We start from the raw sequence: 15,298 nt of genomic DNA, 5'->3' as shown, positions 1-15,298 counted from the left end.
GAGTCAACGAATATGAGATTGAGAACCGCAGAACAACAACCTGACGAATATATGCAGTATCACATGGGGTACTCATTAGAAGACTTAATGTCACCTATTGGTGAGGATGGCGTCGGGGAATCCGTACGTCATAACGGTGTGTATTCTACCATTAAAGCAGCAAGAAAGTTTGATGATCCTACTTTGCCTGTAGGGGTATGGGAGAAAGATCTGAAAACTGCCGATTGGTCTCAAGTCAAAAATGCTGCCCTAGAAGCACTGGCTAACAAGAGCAAAGATTTACAACTGGGGATCTGGCTGTTTGAGGCCAGTTTGCACCTGGAAGGTTTTGCCGGTATTGCACCAGCCGCTTTACTGGTGCAACAACTGTGTGAACATTACTGGGATAACATGTATCCGCAAATGATGGATGGCGATGTTGAGTTTCGCACTAACCCCTTAAGCTGGATCAATACCAAACTAACACCGGTAATTAAAACGCTGCCGTTGACCTTAGCAAAACTTGATGGTGGAGAAGTCAGTTGGAACGACTGGGAAGCTGCACAATATACGGAAAAACTCCTTAAACAAAAACAACTGAAAAATATTGGTGACCGTTTAACCGTTGACGATTTTAAACAACGCATATTGGCTACCGAATCTGAGCATTTCTTCAATTTGGTTACTCAGATTGAAGACGCGTTAATGGCCATCGATTATTTACAAAACTGGCTGGACCAAAAGTGCGGTGATGATAGCCCTGGCTTTGGCGATATGACGGGAGTGCTGAACGAAATTACACAAATGATGATTTCAGAACTAGAACGGCGAGGAATATCAATGGCACCAGCGTCAGATAACAATGCTGAAGGAGGGGATAAAGGGGAAGGGCAACATGGCGCAGGTGGAGGTGGAGGTGATTCCGGCGAAGGTGCAACAGGACCATTGACTACCAGAGAAGATGCGTTTGCCGCACTGCGCCGGGCAGCGGATTTTCTTATTAAAGACGATCCCCATTCTATGGTGCCTTATCTGGTTTATACCGCCTGCGACTGGGGTAAGCAAAGCGCGCCGGCACTTTATCAAGAGGTATTTTTGTCCAAGCAGGGACAAATCAATGTTTTTGAGATGATGGGTATTGAAAAATAGCGTTTAGTCAGGAGCAAAGTTATGCCGAAATTAGGCTATGGCAGACAAGGAAAAAAAACACCTGTTGATAAGGTAGCAGATGTTTATGAAACTGAAATAGATGCCAGAAAAAATCAAAGACGAGCTACCGGAACTAAAAAAACACGTTCATATGAAGTGCATCGACCTGTCGGACGTAGAGGCTCTTTTTTTGTGATTCACGGACATGAAAATTTCGGCAAGGGTTTCGAACGAAAAATTGGTAGGGAACATCATGACAAAACTTATACCGCCTTTGATTAACCCATCAGCTAAGTCTACCTCAAGGGAATAAGTATGGTCGCCATAGCAAAAGCCGAATTAACCCCTGCACAGGAGCAAGGGGACAGCCATTGGCAAACAGAATTTGAGCAATTACAGCGCCAGCAAATTAATGCAAATGAGCGGCTGCACTGGATGATCAGGCTGCGCGAAATTTGCGATACCTATGTTGTTGATGAAACCGACGGCGATTTGCTGTTGCAACTGGCGCTAAGGCTCTGCGACTGGCCCCTGGTTTTACATCTCACGGAATTAATAGGTTCTAAACAAAGGGGGCTTTCTGGCGAAGTAAGAGCACGAATTGCTGGGGAGTACATCGCCATACACAGAGCCGAGGCCTGGATCCAAATAGGTTCGCCAGCTCAAGCCGTTGATACCTTAAGAAGCGCGTTATTGACTCATTATCAAACCCCCGAGCTATTTTCATTTTATGGCTATGCTCAGCAAAAGCTGCAAACGCACAATAACGGTTGTTGGCCAACTGATGCCTGCATGGAACAGGAACTCGTATTAACGCCATTACAACATTTTCACATTGAATCCTTTCGTTGGATTTACTCTCAGTACTCTCAATCCAAAGAGCAAGATGAATGGCAAGAGCAAAGTATCGCCCAACTATGCAACTTACCCAGATTTGAAAATGACCAGCACTGGCAGGATTGGTTGCAAGTATATGCTAAAGATCCTAGGTGTTTTTTATTTGCCGTGGTGCATAGCAAATGGGGAGTCATCGGCTCGGTTTCATTAGAAATTTTTAACGATGTTGGCTTTTTTTATTACTGGTTAGGTGAAGATTTTCAGGGCATGGGATTTGGCCCAAAGGCCGTAAATCTTTTGCTAAATCTTGGTTTTGATTACCTCGGCATGCACTGCTGTTATGCCAAGGCCTATGACTACAACGAACCCTCGCAAAAAGCGCTGAATAAAATTGGTTTTAAGCGGTTGTCTTTTGAAGTTGAGCCGCCTTATGACCATGAGAATTTGTATTACCTTGGACCGGAAAAGTCGGAAGTGGATATAAAAGCCGAGCTGGAACAGTTGTTTGTGGATATGGAGTCAGAACTGGAGTTGGTGTGATTAAAGTGCGGATGTGTAAGTGCTGACCCGCTTGGGTGGTTTTCTCCGTGTCGGTGGCGTTTTTGGTTACAAGATGCATGATTAAAATTATTTGTTTATCAAGGTGTTAAATTGTTTTTTGGCTTTGTTAAAGTTGGTATTTGTTATGCTACCTCAACGTAAATTAAAAGGTATAAGCAGCTAAGGTTTCAAGAACTCTGACCTTTTGAACGAACCAATATGGAGTGTGAATTATGCCGAGGGAAAAACGAAAAAATAAAGCTGCTGAAATAAGAGCTTATCAAGACAGCCTTACAGAGAGTCGGGAAAATGATGCGAATAGAGATACTGAGTTTGCAGCGGCTGGTGGCGTGGCTATAAGCACAAGAGCTGGAGGTTCTGGTTTAAAACGTCATCAGCTATTTAATCCGGAAACAATAGCGGGAAGTAGTGTAACGACACAACAAAAGGATGGAGAGATAGAGACTGAGATCATATCTTTTCATAACGACGAAGGTGAATCTGCTGAAGTACATTATCATCCGAAAACAAGGGAAGTACATCAAGTATTTAGGGGCAGAGGACGTGGTGCTGGGAGAAGTACTACAAAATATAGGAATTTGTCACCCGATAGTATGCGCGAAGTTTCAGGATATACACGCAGAACTATGACAGGCGATACAAAAAGCCGAGCACACCAACGTGCTCAAAGAGCAGTACAAGCTGAACTCGATACGAATTAAGTAATTAAGATCAAGGGGGCACGATCAAGGTTCTAGAGGCAAAGTTATTGAAATTCGTGTTCTCTTGGATCCCTTGCTTTCCTGTACTCCGAGGGGACAGAGTTATTAGTTATTGAAATGCGGACAAATGCAGGGAGATAGAAATGAGTAGTGGAACTAAACGAACCGATAATTGTAGGGCAGAAGCATTTACTGCGTTTGCCACAGAAATGAAAGGTGCTGGCGCCAGCGCAATTAAAGAGATGGCTCATACACCGGGGCAACCCAGAGTGAAAGCGGCTGCGGGAGTAAAAGATCTTGCACAAACCGCCGCGGTGGGTGCATTCAAAGCCCATGATGCTTTTACGCAATGTCGTAATAAAAAAGGTGCGCTTTGATTACTAAGGCTTCAAGGACTCTGACCCCTTGATCTACTGACCCCTTGATCTATTTTAAGGGCGATGAATCTTAATTTGAAACAACGCCATACACTGAAAACAATAGAGGATAAATAAAATGAATGCTAGAAACGTAACCAACCGACAAGCCAATAATATGCAAGTTTCTATGAACAGAGTATACGGTCCGGGGCCTGGAGCACGCCGACAAATAGACCGGGATTCTGGTACGACCTTTTCTGATGGGGCACCTCATTATACAACTGGCCACCACAATGTGCGAGTAACCGAGCCCAGAGCGCGGGCGGGAGCAGATATTTGGGCCGTCTCCTTCCATAGGGATGGTGCATACGTGAATACAGGTACTCATCCAGCCCACCATTTGGGAACAGTGCAAGGTCCGCTGAGAGCAAACGGTAGTTTTTAATCATACAAAATATGAGATTTTCAATAGCCCATAGTTCTTAAAAATCGCAATATCATTTGTGCTATTGCGATTTTCATAAGAAGCCGCTGTATTAGCGCAGCATCTGCTTGTTCTTATGGTGGTGTTGGAGCTGCGTGGTGTCCACCACCTGGACCATTTACACCATAACTTAAAGGCGCTAACTCTGATAAATCAAGAGGGGCTGGTCAATGTGCTCCCAGACCTTTTGCTGACAAGTTTCATACCTGTTTTAATTAAATGATGGATTTAACTTTGAGAGCATCATTTATTCGTATTAGGCAATTCTATTACTAAGAATGCAATTATTACAACTCAGTTCCTGTTAGACATCCAATAGTTACAAAAACATCTGGCCTCCGTTTTGCTTATTAACTTGGCTTATCTTTTAATCAGGCTACCAATACGGGTCATCGTGTGGGCAAAAAGCGTCAATCTAAACAATTATCAAACAGCAACCACCTTCGCCAGGAAGAAAGCTCCATGTTTGGTCATTTGTTTGATGAGCAAGTGCATGCCAAACGCGCAGCGCGGGCTAAGCGCAAAGAGGCGGGTGACGCCTTTGGTAATGAAAGTTTTGGACTGAGTGGGCTTTTTGGTGAAAGCAATGAAAATAAAGAAAGCAAACAGAAAAAGGGGGCGCGCTTTCAACTGGGTTTTTCCGTAGCCAGTGGCAATAAACTGCGTTTGGAAGCAAAATTGTCTTTTGAATCTGAATTAAATGGACAAGCGGACAGCGAAGATAAAAATAACAGCAGGGGCAGTAAATCAAAAGTACATTACTCTTTCAACGATGAAGGGGAGTTACAGGCTAAACAAATTGATACTCATGAGCATGAAGGGGATACCATTAAACATACCCGAGACTTGAAAAATGGGTCCTCTTCCCGTGAAATGAGTCGCGACAAGCCAAGTACGGCAGGGGTTTTTAGTTTTTCTGAGTCTCATTCGGCAGGAACAAAAACAACCACGATTAATTTTGGCAAAGACAAGCAATTTGGCTCGGCTGCTGAACTGCATAAGGCGATGGCGGCAGCGACGAAAGAAAGTCAACAAAAGTTCGACAGTCATGCCAGTTCACACCGTTCTGACTCTTCTAAACATTCCAGTACTCAACAACATAACAACCCTAAACAAACCTCGAGTCAAGCTCACTCTGCCAGCACAGACCATAATGAACACAAATGACGTTATAGTGACCCGGATATTGGGTTAATTTTGCCCCGGCGTGGTGTTTATTTAAATGTATTGGCCTTAAACAGCCTCTTTGTGCAGGTTTTTTATGGCATTGAACTTGCTGATATTGAAAAAGGTAAAGATTAAAAGCCTTAAAGGCCGAAATCGTAAAAAGCAGAAATTAGGCTCTTTCATTTCTGGCTACCATTAACGGAGAAACACATCTACTTATGTCACTTAGCGAAACGCCATTGGATTACATGGCAATTGAACCGTCTCGTCAGGGTAAAACGTCTATTTCCCTGAGTATTGTTGCGGACGCGGCGAATAAGCAACTCAATAGTGATTACCTGAGAGTGGTGTCCTTTGAGGGGCAAGAGTCTGTTTCGCAGCCTTATAGTTTTACTATTACCCTTCGGGCCAATGAAATACCCGCTAATGCGCAATCTAACCCCGACAGTGATTTTGAAGATTTACCCGCTTCGTCATTCCCTACTTCCAGCAAACTAAAACCCGTGCAGGGCATTGCGACGGATTTACTGGCTCATTGGTCCACCATCACGCTAGGCAATCAGCTTTATCCCTTAAGCGCTAATGATAAAGCGGCGGGCTTGGTGGGCGAACATTCCAATGACAGTAGTTCCGGAGGTAGCTTAAATGACCCTTTATGGAGACAGATTGACAGTGTCACTGTGCCGGATGACGCTATTTCGCTACGCCATTTCTCGGGGATTATTACCTCTATTTCCCAAGCAGCTCCTGGTGAGTATACCGCGGTAATGCAGTCGCCCTTGTATCCCCTGACATTACGCAATAAGTTCTATATTTTTCAGCAGATGAATATCGAAGGAGTTATCAAAGCGCTGTTGTCCCCTGAACTGGCCCGTTATAGCAATCAGGTGAATCTCAAATTCAATATACAGGGCTTAGCCGCTACTCGTTGCCAGGACTGGATGCAGGCGGGCGAAAATGATTTTTCCATGCTGCAACGCATCATGAAAAAAGCCGCGGTACATTTTTATTTTGTTCATGATGAAGACAAGGTCACCATTGTATTTTCAAATCAGCCTACCAGCCCAAAAGAGGTTAATATACCGGGGGCGAAAAATGGACAGGTGTCTTTACGATATAGCTACCTCTCAGAAACAGATTTGGGTCTACAACAAGGTGATTTATTTTGTAACCTTAGTTATCAGGTCCAAATGACCGCCAAATCTTTGGGTGATATTGGCACCTTGTTAACCCGCAAAGAAGCGGTTTGGGAAACCAATAATGTTGCGTCTTTTGATAATTATCCAGCAAAAAGTCCCTCGCAATCAGTCAATTACTTGTTTTATAAAACCTATCATTATGGGCTAGGCAAATCAGCTAGTGATTCACAAGGCAACAGTATAAATGAAACCACTGAAATTCAGTTGCAATTGCAACAGGAATTGGCCTGTCAGGAAAGTTCATTAAGCGGTGAATGCACCTCCAATTTATTAAGTCCCGGTTACACCTTTGTCTTAACTCAGCAAGCAATTGGGATTAATGAAGTGTCAGGTCAGATTCCCCAGCAGTTTGATGGTAGAACGTTTGTTGTTACACAGATAAAGCATCAGGTAACTGAATCCTCTCCGTATTCGGGATCTGTACAGGCATCTCCACTTCCTGAAAAGTATTCACCAAACAATCCCAACGCGACGCTAATAACACCACCAGAACTGGAAGATACCCATCAGGGCAGCGTAATGGCTGTTGTATTAAAGTCCGCGGTACCCAAAAACGCGTACTTCTTTGAAAAGAAAAATTTCGACCCGCAAACTTCAACGTTGAAATACGACGGCGAGCAGGTAGCGCAAAAACAAATGGGTTGTGTGGTGCGTTTTGCGACTGATATGGGAACTGATGTTACTCATTGGGTTGCTTTATCGGACTCCTCACAAACCGTACCTGCTGTGAATTCAATTGTATTGGTGGCGCGTGGTGACTCAGAAAGTGAAATTCCCCAAATTCAACAAGTACTGGCATCCCACGGACAAAAGAATATTCAGCCTAATATGAAGCAGTGGAAAAATCAGAATTGGTCCATTAACAGCAGTTGGGGGAGTAACTGCAATACCAGCTATGGTGACAGCATGAGCATTCACTATGGTAACAACGTCACAGTAAACTTAGATACAGCACAAACTATAGTTACCTCAGCTTACACCCAACAAGGGCCATTGGGTGATGAATTTGGCAGTACCAATTTCAATAAAGGGTGTTCCTTCAGTTACTCAACAACAGAAAAAGGTGCCCAAGGGCTGGCAAGTGCGAGTGTCTCACAAGGGAGCAGCTTTAGCGAAAGATATAGTGATCAGGACTACAATATTAGCTTCACCAATACCAGTCAGAGCTTTTCTAAAAACAATAAGCGAGTCAGTATTTCTCGAATGGAGAGCTTTACCGACACCCCTGATGAAAACAATTTAAGTTTTATTAACGGCAAGCTTCCCAGACAAGATATTATCGAACTATGTGACAAGCTTCCCGATGGCTCTAGTTTTGACAAAAGCTATACATCTGGCAGAACCATTAGTCTGAGTGGTCATGAAGCTGAGCCGCCCGATATAGACCCATCATCAGTGACGGTAAGTAGGTACAGCCACAGTATTATTGGTGGCGATGCGCAGGACACCTCTAACACTTATGGGAATAACACCTCACAAAACACGGTAAAAGGGGATCGACATAGCCATAATGAAACTCACGGTGACTCCAATGATGTTTCCCATACCCACGGCAATAGTACATCCTTAAATACCGTAAAAGGTAACAGAGTGGATACAACTAATACCATAGGAACAACCACCAGTATTAGTAATTTTATTGGTATAAGAACTGATATATCTAATCACACTGGGGCTTCCATTTCAGAAACCTTATTTGAAGGCGCAAGAACAGATACCAGTAAAACGATAGGTATCACAACTTCTGATACGACATTTGCTGGGGCTAAATCCGATACCACTAAACATCTGGCAGCTTGCAACAATAATACGCTATTTGTTGGGGCTAAGTTAGATACCAGCATCATGTCTGCCGCTTCAAATACCACCAGTATCACTTTAGGAACTAGTACAACAGAGAATACATTTGACGGAGCACAAACCGAAAACTCCACAACAAATGGGATATTAACCACCACTAAGATTAATAATGCTATTTGTACTGAAACCTCTGTGAAAAATGGAATAGTAACCAAAACAGAAGATATCAATGGTGCCGAAGCTGACACCAAAACCGGAGAAGTGGCAGCCTATACCGATGAGCGGGTCAAGGCTGTACAGTTAGATACTGTCAACGTGACCATTGAAGCCATACTCTCTATTTTATGAAAAGCCTGTATATGAATAACTTAATCATCCGTCCTCTGACAACGAGCAGAACCCATGCAAGTTATTAAGCCTGATACTCTTAGCTTGTTGCACAACACATACGGTTATAACGGTCAGCAATTCGTCGTGTCTGCCATGAGTTTTTTTCAGTTGGGCGAAAACAATAACTTGTTGTTAGAAAACAAGCAATGGACGAGGTTACAACCGTGGTTAGATGAACAACTGGTATTAGATACAGGCTATGCCAAAGCATGTGGTGAAATATTGCTGGCAGGTACGGCTTATGCCCCAGGTGGTGAAGCAGTTGCTCAGATGCAAGTATCTGTCGAGGTAGGTAATGCAGTTGATGGCAAAATCCAAAAGGTTGTTAATGTAATCGGCAATCGAAAATTATCAATAAAAGGGTTTATGGGCACAACTAAGGTATCTGAAGCAGAACCTTTTACCAAAATGTCCCTAGGATTTGAACAGTCATACGGTGGTGAAGGTTATATGCTTAATTCTCAGGGTAAAGGTGCCGTTAAAGTAAAAAATAGTGGAGCTGATGACAATGAAACATTCTGGCCCATGCCTAATCTTTACCTAGATGGTGAAAGTATAAAGCCTGATAAAAAGCCTCGCACTGTAGCCAGCTTTTTGCCTCTTACGCTTGATCATCCCAAACGAATGCAGTTGCAGGGAACATACAACCAAAAGTGGTTGGACGAAGTGCACCCAGGCTTTCCCGACGATACCAATCCATTTTTTTTTAATGCTGCCCCAAGTGAGCAATTGCTTAAGGGATTTTTTTCCCCCGGACAAGAGTATTGCCTTTGTGGTTTGCACCCAGAAAAAATCACGATTGAAGGCAAACTACCTGAGGTATATGTACGAGCTTTTGTCACCCAAACTGAGCGCGACGGTAGCGAAAACTTTAAAGAAATTCAAACTCAAATAGATACCTTGTGGTTTTTTCCTGAGTTGGAACTGGGTATAGCCATTCACCGTGGCGTGCTTCCCGCCGGAGACTCAGCGGGGCTGGATATCAAAAATTTGCTGTTAGCGTTGGAAAATATTGAGGATGTACCTCGAGATCTGAGTTATTTTCAGAAAGTTCGTGATCTACGTTTAAATAAGAAAACGTCAATGGGCAACCTCTTCAACGCAACTCAATTGTTACCTCAACTTAACTCAGAAGAAATACAACGTCGAGCTGGGCTTTTTGTTGATGCACAGAAAGAGCTTGAGCAAAAAAGGCGAACGCTTCGGGAACAATTATTCAAAAAGTTAAAAGCTGAACAGCCGGATTTTGATTTTGACGCTGCTGCTATAAAAGCACAAAAGAACAAAGAACAACAGAGTCTGGATACTCTGGAGCAGGAACCTCCGCCCATTCCCAAAGAGCTTATTGAGAAAAAAGACTTTGATCTTACGCCTTATCTGGACTGGGCTAAAGCGCAATCGATAAAAGCTAAAAGCCAAATTAAAAAATCGCTGGTTGCTCTGGAAAAAATTAAATCAGAAACCAGCTTTATGCCTTCTGAATATGAAAAAGATGATGCCATTCTATCCCGAATAAACGATGTGGTGTTGGTGACTTTTTTCACAAAGGATAAAACCCCCATTGACAGAGAGACGGAAACAACGGAAGAGAAAATCACTCGGGTTGAGAAAAATGGTAAAATAGCCAGGCGAATAGGGCGGCAAAAAGCGGCGGACTTTACTGCTCCAGTGCCTATGCCAGAACATGCTGGCAAGTTCATACGGGAACAGGTGATAGCGTTACTGCAAAAAGAAGAGTCTTTGATTGGGCGAGATTTGGCCGGAGCAGACTTGTCAGGGCTGGAGTTTAAGAATGTTGACTTCACGGATGTCATGCTAGAAAAGGCGAATTTGAATAACGCGATATTTAGCAATTGTAAGTTTGACGGCGCAGCCCTGACCTGTGCAGTTCTTGAAAATACCATCATGACACAGTGTTCCTTCGTAAATGCTAACTATTCTAGCGTGGAGGCTTGTCGAGCTTCCTTCAACGGCTGTCTGTTTGATCATACCTGTCTGATGCAGTGTCAATTTAACTTGTGTGATTTTAGCGGTGCCAAATTTATCAAGATACAGACCATGGTATCTAACTGGCAGCAAAGTGTGTTCAATCAAGCGGAGTTCCAGGCGGTTCAAATCGTAGAATGCAATCTCAAACAAACTCACTGGCAGGGAGCAAATCTTATCCAGGCTACCCTGATGCAATGTGACCTTCAGGAAAGTGACTGGCAAAAAGCCACTTTGTTTCGTTGTGTAATGCTAAAAACTCAGGCAAACAAAGCCAAATTTTGTTGTGTTGCCGCACAGCGAGTGCAGTTTAGTACCGAGGGTGATTTTACTGAGGCTGAATTATCTTCCGGAAACTGGGAGCAAAGTGGATTCCGAGGTCTGAATTTAAGCCAAAGTAACTTATCTTTATCGGTATTTAAAAGCTGTGATTTTGGTGATGCCGACCTGTCGGGTGCCAGACTTACAGGTACACTTTTCCATAACAGTTTATTGTTTAAGGTGAACTTCAACAATTCAGATTGTACAGAGACTGTTTTTCATCAATCTAATTTGCGCAAATCCCAATTTAAAAAAGCCCTTTTGACCAAGGCTAGAATTAATCAAAGCAATCTCAGAGAAGTATTATTTGAAGATTGTGATACTGAATATTTACAGTGCAGCAAAGCGCCTTCTTTGACTTGAGACACAAAGCGAAAGACTGATGACAGATCAACTAGCATTTATTCGCGACCAAATGGCGTTAAAACAAGCCATACAAAAACGCGATTTTAGCCAGACGAAATTTCAGGACACTGATTTTTCTGGAGGACAGTTTATTCATTGCAATTTTTCAGGCTGCAGCTTTGTAAATTGTGATTTGCGCCGGGTGAATTTTGTCGAATGTGACTTAACGGGCAGCACGTTCAGCAGTAACACCTACAAGAGCGGTAATGTCGTGCAATGTCAACTACAAAAAAGCGTCTGGTTGGGTGAGGTGAAAAAGCTCACCATAATGACATCAGACATGGCGGAATCGAAATGGCTTTCAGTCGACATCACTTCCTGCTCTCTAATGCAAAATACCTATAAAGACGCGGTGTTTGAGGACAGTAAATGGGATACCACTTCCATTGCACAATGCCGCTTTGAAGGCGTTACTTTGCTCAACAACAGTTTTTGTAATGTGTCGTGGATAGCGACAGATTTTACCAAAATTAACCTTATTCAATGCTGTTTTGAAAAGGTGCTGTTGCTCAAATGCGACTTTAGCGGCCTTGATTTTTCCGGTCAGACTTTTATCAAGTGTACTTGCACTGAAAGTAAATTCATTAAAACCAGTTTTAATGGTGCTACAGTCAACAATTGCGGTTTTTCCAAAAGTGTTTTGGAAGGTGTGGATTTCAGGCAGGCAAAACTCAACAAAACGTTATATCTGGGCAGTAAGATTAAACAATGTGATTTTTCTGGAGCGTCGTTACATTATGGAAAATTTATGCAAGCAACCGTATCCCAGAGTAAATTTGTTGCTTGCGATTTAGAACAAGCCAGTTTTAAAAAGGCAGATTTGAACCTAGTTGATTTTTCTGATTGCAATTTAGCCTATACAGATTTCCGTTACGTTACGGTGAAAAAGACCCGGTTTGTTGGCACTAAATTACTACGTACTCAAATTCACGGCATGGTGCAAGGAGAAGATGATGATAAGAATGAATGGGGAACGGTGAAGCCTGGTGGACTGTTGTTAACAGACGAGACACAGACAGAGATTGACCAGTTACTTATTAGCTACGGACAAAGTGCTTAGGAAAATACAAACTTTTAATGGAGGCAGAAAATGAAATCTTCTTTAAAATTAGCTCAGGTAAAAGGCCCAAAGGCTATGCCAAACAGCTATATAGGGAAAATTACCGCATTCGATAAACAACAGCAGTGCTGGATGATAGACAATCAGTTCCCGGCGAAAAAAGCACTAAGTTTGCTGGTGAACCCTGAACTTTCCGATCAGGTGAGCTTTATCGAACTGGATGAAGAATTTGTCATTACCCAGTTGTTAACCCGAGCAAATAGTCAGTTACAAATTACCATGCAAAGCGACAAATCCGTACAATGGATATTACCGGAGCTTTCCGTAAAAGCACTGGACTCTCTTGAACTGGTGGCCAGCAACAACGTTACCCTGATGGCGAACAACCTAGTCCAAAATGGGCTTAATTCTTTAATGCAATACTCTGAAAATCTGTTGCAACAGGCCAATCAGTTTTCTGCCACAGCAAAAGGGGTTTTGCGACTCAATGGTAAACAACAAATTATCACTGCTGATGATGATGTCAGAATCGATGGTGAAAGAATAAACATTGGATAGAGATAGGAAAAAGAGATGTTCGCTAATACACAAAACACTGCAACTCATATGGGCATGCCAGATGTTTGTAAAACTCAGGTGGCGTTGGCTGTAGTGCCTATTCCTTACCCAAACATAGGGTTGTCGGATACCGCAGTGCCTAATGTTGATAATGTCATTATCAACGCGATGCCTGCCCATAATTTAATGACGGAGGTGCCTGAATCTAACGGTGATGAGCCAGGAGTTGAAGGTGGTATAATTTCCGGCATGATAATGGGCCCAGTAAAACATGAATTAGGTAGTTTTAAAGTGATGCTTATGGCAGCTCCGGCGACAACCATGACCTCGGTTACGGGACAAAATGGTAGCGAACCTAATGCACCGGGTTTAACCATCACGCCTAGTCAAGTCAAAGTTATGATTATGGGTTAGTTATTCTTTAACTAAGGGTAATGTCAGATTGTGAGCTGGAGCGATGTCGAAACGATTTGTGGTAACCATCAGGGAGATGGGAAGGTACAGGATGAAGTGCTGAAGCACTAGTGGTGTCACGAGAGCTCGGTTGATGATTGATGAGCGCATCATGGCTTGTGCTGTGCCCATTTTGATAAACAATTTTGGTGTCTGCAAATGGACTTAGCTGTGTTCTGAATTTAGTGCCAGAACCCGCATCATGTCGGTTGCTGGCTGTGCCGTCGCCCACACCGCTAAGAACCCCTTTAGAAAATGGATTTAGATCGTGAAAAATAGTGGTTTTAGATCGGGTATCAAAGGAACCACCTTGGCCTGTTTGAATAGGGCGCCGCGCCGTACAGCTAGGCAGATTCATGGTATCCAAGGTGCGCATTTGTAGTTGAGTAGGGGAAACGCCACCATTTGGAAACAGACTGTCTAATCCCGAGGTTGGATTTTCACCAAAGGCATTACCGAGGTTAAAGCTAACTAGTTTTTTGGACAGCGTATCACTACCACCGTCACGCATTACGCGGACCATTTGCTTGTAATTTCTTAGTGGTGGCAGGTAACTCACAGTTATTCGTCTTTTTCGGGTTTTGGGGGCCAGATCATGAGTGTAGCCGAAATTTGTCGTTTTTGTAATCCGTCCTTTTTCTCCTCTGCCGCCTCTATGGTATCAAAAGGTCCTAAAAATACCATATACCAGTCTCTGTGAGTATCCATAGCTTTCACCACAATAACTGGGGTGTCCAGCGATAGAGATTCTGCATATTGAGTTGCCTGCTGCACTTTACTGTATAACCCAAGACGTAAAGCAAACAGAGCGTCTGGCGGCGTTGGGCCCCGTAAAAAATATCTGGACATAGGCAATGGCGTTTTTAACGTATCGACATCCATCGTATATTGATGTTTTGCCGCAGGGTTACCTGATTCTACTTTGTATTTGGGTAAAGATAAGGTCAGCCCAATACCTATGGCTATTAACGCCAGAAAAAAGATGAGAAACTTTAGCATATTCGCAGGTTTATAGATTATGTCTATTTTATAATATATAGAAGGCTTATGTTTGTGCAAGGGGAGTTTCTATAGTACTACCAACCGCAGATTGATTTGCTGTCCTAAACCACGACGGTATTGAGGCGTTAGTGCATTAGCAGGAGCAAGGGCTGATAGAGTTTATGATGCTTCGATCCTAGCTGAAGCAGAACAAGTCTTAGAGTATTTCGCGAAGAGATTGGATGAACAACACCCTACCATCAGTCAATCATGGCTAAATCATTGGCCTCGACTCAGTGTTTACTTCGATGATAAAAATCATGTACATGACGCTGCATCAACTATCGAAAAATGAACAATACCATAAGAGACTGGAAGACGAGTCAGTTTACCATTATGTACAGTGACTGATATTGCTATGACAAATAGCCACTTTCACAAAAATCTATACCGTCTCAATCAGTTAGATATAAAGCACGCTATTTGATTAACGCTTCAATTTCCTCTTGTGTTAGCAGCGGTTCTACGTACATAGATCGTTTAGCAACCTTCTTTCGCCGATCAACACCAAGACGTGGTTTTATATACATCCTAATCCATTGTACTAAAGAAACCCTCCTAGTATCTGGCGTACGAATATCACTTCGGCGCTCTACTGAAGTTCGTCTGCGATCACCAGACCAATCATAGCTAGAGAGCTTTTGAACATCAGCACCCGCTATTTGTTCTTTGGATGTATTGTGCATAACCGTACTGTGTATCACATTCTTGTAAGTAGCTATAACTTAAGCGGTCAGCCGCCAGAGCGGTAACAGGTGCGAGCAATGTGAATGCACAAAGTCCAGCAGCCAGCTTGCAAATTTGTTGAGTTTTTTTCGTGATTAGTTTCATGGTTTTTGCTTATCCCT

General features: G+C 42.9%; 14 protein-coding genes. 11 read left to right on the top strand and 3 right to left on the bottom strand.

Translation table 11 applies throughout. The annotated features are described in order from the left end of the window. Positions 1-12 precede the first annotated feature (12 nt). The 11 genes from tssA to QQK06_RS18735 all read left to right on the top strand — a co-directional run bounded on the left by tssA (position 13) and on the right by QQK06_RS18735 (position 13,370). Entirely contained in the window at positions 13-1,128 is a 1,116-nt protein-coding gene (tssA, locus tag QQK06_RS18785) for a type VI secretion system protein TssA (RefSeq protein WP_284246352.1), read from the top strand. Between the two features lie 21 nt (positions 1,129-1,149). Next, the gene (locus QQK06_RS18780) at positions 1,150-1,410 is read left to right on the top strand and encodes a hypothetical protein (protein WP_284246351.1); all 261 of its coding nucleotides are present in this window, start codon (positions 1,150-1,152) and stop codon (positions 1,408-1,410) included. 33 nt (positions 1,411-1,443) lie between these two features. After that, positions 1,444-2,505: a GNAT family N-acetyltransferase gene (locus QQK06_RS18775; protein ID WP_284246350.1), complete on the top strand. Its 1,062-nt coding sequence runs from the start codon at positions 1,444-1,446 to the stop codon at positions 2,503-2,505. A gap of 233 nt (positions 2,506-2,738) precedes the next feature. Continuing rightward, complete coding sequence (locus QQK06_RS18770; protein ID WP_284246349.1) at positions 2,739-3,227, top strand: hypothetical protein; 489 nt, start codon at positions 2,739-2,741, stop codon at positions 3,225-3,227. Positions 3,228-3,370: 143 nt separating this feature from the next. Beyond that, entirely contained in the window at positions 3,371-3,604 is a 234-nt protein-coding gene (locus QQK06_RS18765; protein WP_284246348.1) for a hypothetical protein, read from the top strand. Between the two features lie 862 nt (positions 3,605-4,466). Continuing rightward, complete coding sequence (locus tag QQK06_RS18760) at positions 4,467-5,237, top strand: hypothetical protein (RefSeq protein ID WP_284246347.1); 771 nt, start codon at positions 4,467-4,469, stop codon at positions 5,235-5,237. A gap of 218 nt (positions 5,238-5,455) precedes the next feature. Continuing rightward, positions 5,456-8,584, top strand: coding sequence for a contractile injection system protein, VgrG/Pvc8 family (locus QQK06_RS18755; protein ID WP_284246346.1), 3,129 nt, complete (start codon positions 5,456-5,458; stop codon positions 8,582-8,584). A gap of 54 nt (positions 8,585-8,638) precedes the next feature. Then, complete coding sequence (locus tag QQK06_RS18750; protein ID WP_284246345.1) at positions 8,639-11,296, top strand: DUF2169 domain-containing protein; 2,658 nt, start codon at positions 8,639-8,641, stop codon at positions 11,294-11,296. Positions 11,297-11,315: 19 nt separating this feature from the next. Beyond that, positions 11,316-12,398, top strand: coding sequence for a pentapeptide repeat-containing protein (locus QQK06_RS18745; protein ID WP_284246344.1), 1,083 nt, complete (start codon positions 11,316-11,318; stop codon positions 12,396-12,398). 30 nt (positions 12,399-12,428) lie between these two features. Then, positions 12,429-12,956, top strand: coding sequence for a DUF3540 domain-containing protein (locus QQK06_RS18740; RefSeq protein ID WP_284246343.1), 528 nt, complete (start codon positions 12,429-12,431; stop codon positions 12,954-12,956). A gap of 15 nt (positions 12,957-12,971) precedes the next feature. Further along, positions 12,972-13,370, top strand: coding sequence for a DUF4150 domain-containing protein (locus QQK06_RS18735; protein WP_284246342.1), 399 nt, complete (start codon positions 12,972-12,974; stop codon positions 13,368-13,370). Between the two features lie 7 nt (positions 13,371-13,377). On the opposite strand, the gene QQK06_RS18730 is transcribed toward QQK06_RS18735, so the two are convergent. The 3 genes from QQK06_RS18730 to QQK06_RS18720 form a co-directional block, all read right to left on the bottom strand. Next, positions 13,378-13,932 carry a hypothetical protein gene (locus QQK06_RS18730; RefSeq protein WP_284246341.1) on the bottom strand — a complete coding sequence of 185 codons (555 nt, stop codon included), beginning with the start codon at positions 13,930-13,932 and terminating at the stop codon, positions 13,378-13,380. A 38-nt stretch (positions 13,933-13,970) separates the two neighbouring features. Further along, positions 13,971-14,408 (bottom strand): SPOR domain-containing protein, encoded by a 438-nt coding sequence (locus QQK06_RS18725; protein WP_284246340.1) that lies wholly within the window; start codon positions 14,406-14,408, stop codon positions 13,971-13,973. Between the two features lie 461 nt (positions 14,409-14,869). Next, entirely contained in the window at positions 14,870-15,136 is a 267-nt protein-coding gene (locus QQK06_RS18720; RefSeq protein ID WP_284246339.1) for a hypothetical protein, read from the bottom strand. Between the last annotated feature and the right edge of the window lie 162 nt (positions 15,137-15,298).

The sequence above is a fragment of the Thalassotalea insulae genome (assembly GCF_030161395.1).
GTDB classification, from domain to species: Bacteria; Pseudomonadota; Gammaproteobacteria; order Enterobacterales; family Alteromonadaceae; genus Thalassotalea_E; species Thalassotalea_E insulae.
This window is presented reverse-complemented; position numbering and strand designations above follow the sequence as displayed.

What these genes read in the sequence shown, in the direction of transcription:
- tssA (WP_284246352.1), top strand. Translation starts at nt 13, where the DNA reads ATGAGATTGAGAACCGCAGAACAACAACCTGACGAATATATGCAGTAT.
- QQK06_RS18780 (WP_284246351.1), top strand. Translation starts at nt 1,150, where the DNA reads ATGCCGAAATTAGGCTATGGCAGACAAGGAAAAAAAACACCTGTTGAT.
- QQK06_RS18775 (WP_284246350.1), top strand. Translation starts at nt 1,444, where the DNA reads ATGGTCGCCATAGCAAAAGCCGAATTAACCCCTGCACAGGAGCAAGGG.
- QQK06_RS18770 (WP_284246349.1), top strand. Translation starts at nt 2,739, where the DNA reads ATGCCGAGGGAAAAACGAAAAAATAAAGCTGCTGAAATAAGAGCTTAT.
- QQK06_RS18765 (WP_284246348.1), top strand. Translation starts at nt 3,371, where the DNA reads ATGAGTAGTGGAACTAAACGAACCGATAATTGTAGGGCAGAAGCATTT.
- QQK06_RS18755 (WP_284246346.1), top strand. Translation starts at nt 5,456, where the DNA reads ATGTCACTTAGCGAAACGCCATTGGATTACATGGCAATTGAACCGTCT.
- QQK06_RS18750 (WP_284246345.1), top strand. Translation starts at nt 8,639, where the DNA reads ATGCAAGTTATTAAGCCTGATACTCTTAGCTTGTTGCACAACACATAC.
- QQK06_RS18745 (WP_284246344.1), top strand. Translation starts at nt 11,316, where the DNA reads ATGACAGATCAACTAGCATTTATTCGCGACCAAATGGCGTTAAAACAA.
- QQK06_RS18740 (WP_284246343.1), top strand. Translation starts at nt 12,429, where the DNA reads ATGAAATCTTCTTTAAAATTAGCTCAGGTAAAAGGCCCAAAGGCTATG.
- QQK06_RS18735 (WP_284246342.1), top strand. Translation starts at nt 12,972, where the DNA reads ATGTTCGCTAATACACAAAACACTGCAACTCATATGGGCATGCCAGAT.
- QQK06_RS18730 (WP_284246341.1), bottom strand. Translation starts at nt 13,932, where the DNA reads ATGGTCCGCGTAATGCGTGACGGTGGTAGTGATACGCTGTCCAAAAAA.
- QQK06_RS18725 (WP_284246340.1), bottom strand. Translation starts at nt 14,408, where the DNA reads ATGCTAAAGTTTCTCATCTTTTTTCTGGCGTTAATAGCCATAGGTATT.
- QQK06_RS18720 (WP_284246339.1), bottom strand. Translation starts at nt 15,136, where the DNA reads ATGCACAATACATCCAAAGAACAAATAGCGGGTGCTGATGTTCAAAAG.